Source organism: Nostoc flagelliforme FACHB-838 (assembly GCF_014698065.1).
Classification (GTDB): Bacteria; Cyanobacteriota; Cyanobacteriia; order Cyanobacteriales; family Nostocaceae; genus Nostoc; species Nostoc flagelliforme_B.
Genome location: NZ_JACJSI010000424.1, coordinates 1 through 4,893, shown reverse-complemented (window position 1 = coordinate 4,893; position 4,893 = coordinate 1). Strand labels below are relative to the sequence as shown.

At 36.6% G+C, this 4,893-nt stretch carries 6 protein-coding genes; 3 read left to right on the top strand and 3 right to left on the bottom strand.

The window, feature by feature from the left end:
• Window positions 1-59 precede the first annotated feature (59 nt).
• The 3 genes from H6G97_RS45550 (at window position 60) to H6G97_RS45540 (ending at window position 2,655) form a co-directional block, all read left to right on the top strand.
• Window positions 60-314 (top strand): DinB/UmuC family translesion DNA polymerase, encoded by a 255-nt coding sequence (locus H6G97_RS45550; RefSeq protein ID WP_338421988.1) that lies wholly within the window; start codon window positions 60-62, stop codon window positions 312-314.
• 454 nt (window positions 315-768) lie between these two features.
• Window positions 769-1,029, top strand: a complete 261-nt coding sequence (locus H6G97_RS45545) for a DUF7219 family protein (RefSeq protein ID WP_190947014.1) — start codon at window positions 769-771, stop codon at window positions 1,027-1,029.
• A gap of 513 nt (window positions 1,030-1,542) precedes the next feature.
• Complete coding sequence (locus tag H6G97_RS45540; protein WP_190947013.1) at window positions 1,543-2,655, top strand: patatin-like phospholipase family protein; 1,113 nt, start codon at window positions 1,543-1,545, stop codon at window positions 2,653-2,655.
• Between the two features lie 91 nt (window positions 2,656-2,746).
• Here the strand turns inward: H6G97_RS45540 and H6G97_RS45535 are convergent, their stop codons facing one another.
• The 3 genes from H6G97_RS45535 to H6G97_RS45525 form a co-directional block, all read right to left on the bottom strand.
• Window positions 2,747-2,899 (bottom strand): DNA cytosine methyltransferase, encoded by a 153-nt coding sequence (locus H6G97_RS45535; RefSeq protein WP_190947012.1) that lies wholly within the window; start codon window positions 2,897-2,899, stop codon window positions 2,747-2,749.
• Between the two features lie 346 nt (window positions 2,900-3,245).
• Entirely contained in the window at window positions 3,246-3,419 is a 174-nt protein-coding gene (locus tag H6G97_RS45530; protein WP_190947011.1) for a hypothetical protein, read from the bottom strand.
• A 144-nt stretch (window positions 3,420-3,563) separates the two neighbouring features.
• Window positions 3,564-4,082 carry a hypothetical protein gene (locus tag H6G97_RS45525; protein WP_190947010.1) on the bottom strand — a complete coding sequence of 173 codons (519 nt, stop codon included), beginning with the start codon at window positions 4,080-4,082 and terminating at the stop codon, window positions 3,564-3,566.
• Window positions 4,083-4,893: the final 811 nt, after the last annotated feature.

Here is a 4,893-nt window from a genome sequence, read left to right as displayed (position 1 = left end):
TGTAACTGTTCATACCCTAGACCAATTAACCTCTGTGTTTCTTTAGGATTTTCTTTAATGTGGTTCAGTATATCGCTCATGTTTCTGTGTCAAAAAAGATATCTGATGTTCTTCTACCACAGAATGTTACTATTTTGGAGATGTCTAGTGAATTAGATACGATTTTTGAGATAGCCAAAACACTGTTTGAGTCAATTGAACTGGAAAACCGCAGTATTAGGTTGCTGGGCATTTCCTTATCCAATTTGGATAACGCTAAACAAACCCAAGTAATTCAACTGCCACTATTTCAGAATGCAGGCATTGTATTTTAGCGTAGGGGTAGCCCACACTTCTACATACTTCAACTCCCTTCCCTATGAGACGCGACGCGAATGGCTACGCTCAGGGTAAGGCGCTCAATACCATTCGCTCAGTTACCGTCGTAAGCATTTCACAAGCTCATCAATGATTACAATTGTGTGTCTGAACTATCTTCCAATTCTTGAAGAATTGGGATAGTTGATCTTTTAATGCTTCAGCAGTGTGAATAAGATTAGACTTTTAAGCTGTTTTTAGCTTCATGGCAAGGCCACCTGTCAGCCAAAAAGCTAAATGGCTAAAATTCTTCACTTTATATTTGATGATTTTGGACTATGAGTCATACTAAAAAAAGGCTCATGATTCTAGCAATCGCTAACTATATTTCCAAGCAGCCATTTGGCTAAGGAGATAGTTGAAACTGGGTTGAGATTATTAGTGAAAACTTATTAGTAGGGGGGTAAAGTCATGAATCAGTCTCATGAGGAAGACAAAAATAAATTCCTTTACCCTCGTGGTCGCTACTACGGGCAAGTTAAACCAGAAAACTTAGTTTTCAATGCTAACTTGCAAGAGTTTTCTCAAAAAGTTGGCATAATCACCAGTTTAGAAAGCAATGGTAAGCTTGACCCAGAAGATGCTTATCAGCAAATTAAGGGGCTTTGGAAACAGTTAAAGCACAGTAAGAAGGAACTGGGGATTGGTGAGGAGCCATCGGCAAGAGCCTGAAGTTATTCTAATTCCGGGATAATCACCTCAAACTCATTGCGCCTGAGTGACAGTAGAATATTTTCCTCATCTCAATCTACTTGAATAAGCCAGCGTATGCTTGATTCACCATCTGAGTGTGGCTCTCGACCACAAACAACCCCAAGTTTTCCAGTTACATAGAAAGGACGTAAAATCAAAACTGTGTCTCCTACTTCAACAGGGTCTGGGGTTTGCAATAGCGCTCCTAAAGGTGTTAGCTCTAAAAAATGAGTTTATACAAGTGAAAGCTCTGTTGTATAACCTTATCTTAATCAAGGCTTAATTCCTAGCTAATCTTCCTGTTGATGCAAGTGATGGAATGCATTGAGGGTAGAGCAACACTCGACAAGGGGACGCACGTTAACGTTAAAAATCAAGTTCGTTTTCCAGGTTTACCAACAGTGCCTTCGCTATATCTTCCCCAATTTAAATTTTCATAACTCAACTGGGAATACTTATAGAAGTACACGACAATAGGAAGCCGATTGTAATATGTCATCTCAAAATCAGGACAAGAAAAAATTTAAGATACTTGCTTTAGATGGAGGTGGAATTCGGGGCGTAGTAACAGCAAAAATTCTCGAAGAATTGCAAAATCAACTAAAAGTTGCAGGAATAGAACAACCTTTAAACCAATACTTCGACTTAATTGTTGGTACATCTACTGGTTCAATTGTAGCTGCTGGTTTAGTGCTAAATAAAACCCCGGAAGAACTGATAAATATTTATAGAGACAGGGGTAAGGAAATCTTCAGAAGTACATGGTTACGAATCCCAATATTGAGTACTAAATATTCTAATGAAGGGTTAATTCAAGTTTTAAAAGAAGAACTAGGGGAAGATATTACACTTCGTCAAGTTGGCGAAATGCCAGGAGCAGAATTGTTAATTCTTGCCTATGACACTTTATATCGCAATACAACCTTTTTTGCTAGTCGTTATTTTCAAAACCATAATGATAAGTGGTTTAACGATAAGCGACTGTGGGAGATTTGTCTTAGTTCTGCATCAGCACCTACCTTCTTTCCTCCCTATGAATTCAAATGTAAAGATGAAGGAGGAGAGTGGAGATTTCCTCACATTGATGGCGGAATAGGTGCTAACTGCCCTTCTCTGGCAGCGCTTCGTTATGCCATAAAAGAAAAAAAACAAAGTATTCAGGACATCTCTATTATTTCTATTGGTACTGGTAGAACCACCAGACCGCTTGAATACGAAAAAATTAAAAATTGGAATATTTTGAATTGGGGACAAAATATTCCTGACGTATTTATGGGAGGTCAAATTCAGATTATTACTGACTCGTGTGAAGAGATTGTAAATACAGCTAATCCTAAAGGTTATTTACGACTTCAATTTAATATAACTGAGCCATTTGAAAAAAGGGGAAGTGAAATTAAACCTGTAAAAATAATCAACCAAAATGAACAAATAAATAAATTCACCAAAGAGCATATCAACCATGCAATGGATGACGTGAGTCAAAAGAATATTAAGAAGTTACTGGATGCAGCATCTCTTTATTCTAAAAGTAAAAGTAGTGACATTAAAGAGTTCATAGCAAGTCATAAAGAGTCAAAAGACTTACAGCCAATGGCTTTCTAGGTTCAATTTATTTGTGAAATTGCCATAATTTAATATAGTTCGGTTAAGCCTAAAAACTTGGGAAAGGTCTTCGAGGACTGTTGCCATTCCTCTAGAGTAGCCCTGTGGGATTTTCGATGAAAGCGATTGCTGGTCTACACTGGTTAATGATCCTAGATTGTTCTCCCCAGAGTAAATATCTGAAGTCGCCAAGTCCAAGTCTGTTGCCTAAGTTACTCGTGCTGATGCAAGGGAAACCCCACATAAACTGTAGGCAAGATTTGCAGTACTTGTACAGAGGTATAAATAGTTATCAAAGTATAAGCTGAATGCTAGTGAAAGATAATGGTAGTAAATTTATATACTCTATTGATGTGAATAACTCGGTAGAGTATTTTTGTGAAAGTGCGCCTAATGTAAGCGATCACCTTTTCTGCGCCCTTGCTACAATCGCCCCCACAGCCTATGAACGCTCACCTTGAGGTGATGGTGCATTCATTGCACTGTCAAAAACTCCTAGATTAGCTTTATTATAGATAAATCCTCCACAGAAATATTGTAGAGTAAATTCATTCTTTTCTGACTTTTCAATGTAGTAATATGATTGCATTTTATGATCTTCCTAGTTTGACTTTATTTTTAACAAATTGCTTGATATCTTCACTTAATTTTAGCTTATTTTCTTCAGTCAAATCATTCAATTTAATTTCTTGTAAATGCTGATTTGCAACACAATCAAACCCTAAACACGCTACATTTATGCTTGAATTAGCACTTTCAGCCATTAAATAATATAACCCTTGGCTGAGATAAATATAGTAGTTTCTTATGGGAAGTACAAAACTTTTTGTTAGTGGCTTTTTAATTTATTTTACTATCTCTACTTTTTCCGACTCAATTCTTCTACATCTTGGTTGTGTAATTTTTTATCATTTCTTGAATGGATTTTCAATTTTACCACCTGGGGGAACATACATTTTAGAATGCTTACTATTGCCGAATATATAATATTCAAATGATTTCAATATTAAGCATAAAACATTAATACAAAGTGGGTCGTTACTTATAGTAACTTCTTCTAATGATAATATTTTCCCCTCTCGTAGCAACGATTCAAAAGCCCTTTTATATGGTAAAAGAGTATCTTCTATTTCAGGATTATATACAATTTGATTAATATTTTCATTTTTTTTATCTTTGTCATTGAAACCCAGTAGTATTGCCAGTGGTTCATTAGCATTAATAAAATATTTAGGGTTGTAACTAGCTTTTTCTTTCAATATTTTTGCTAAATCGTGCAGTATCGGTTCGTCAAAAGTTTCGTAATAACTAATGATTAGTTCTTTTTCTGACATATAAGCTTGAGCAATACTCGCTCTGTTACTAATTAAATCATAATAACAAGCAGTATTTTGTTTTTTCTTAATTGCTACAATTAATTGATTCATGAATGTATTTTCCTGATTTTACTAAAATCAACATCATCCCACATACCCTGATAGCTTTCACCAACTGCGATCACAAAAGATAGAGCCATTACACAATCATCGTAATTACCTTCAGAAGCTTGAAGTTGCTTGCCTACTCGTTGAAAGCTTAATAGTTCTAATTTTATAGGGCTATTGCTTGGATATGAATGCTGAAGGGCGAATGTGTCCAATTGCTTCCCAAAATCTAGCTGCTGTTGGCTATGTTAGGCAGCTTTCAACTGGTTCAAGTGCTGCAACTTCGTGATAATTCTCTCCCTCTGGCTAGTACCAACCTTAGTACTAGCAACCTTTGGCGTTTACCTGGGAAATATCTCTCGCAAGTATAAATGGTTGCCCAAGTATAAGCTGGATCTGGTAAAAGATGATAGTAGTAAATTTATATACTCTATTGATGTGAATAACTCAGTAGAGTATTTTTGTGAAAGTGCGCCTAACGTAAGCGATCACCTCTCTCGGTCCTTGTTACAACCGCCCCTCCATAGTCTACGATTGCTCCCTTGAGGTGATGGGGCAGCGCTTGAAGGGCGAATGGGAAGCATTGGTTCCCAAAATCTGACTGATGATGTTACAGCAATTGTGGCGTTTTGTACCAGAAGTTCATACAGATACCCATGTGGTAAATATGCATATCTTGCGATTACGGAGAATTTTAACTTTATGTCTACCGGAAGAATATAGAACATCGCGCTAATATTAAGTAATATTCCGATAGGAATAGACTTGTTCTAATTTTGAAAGTTTTGAGTAGGGGAGAACATAGGCGGCTGTC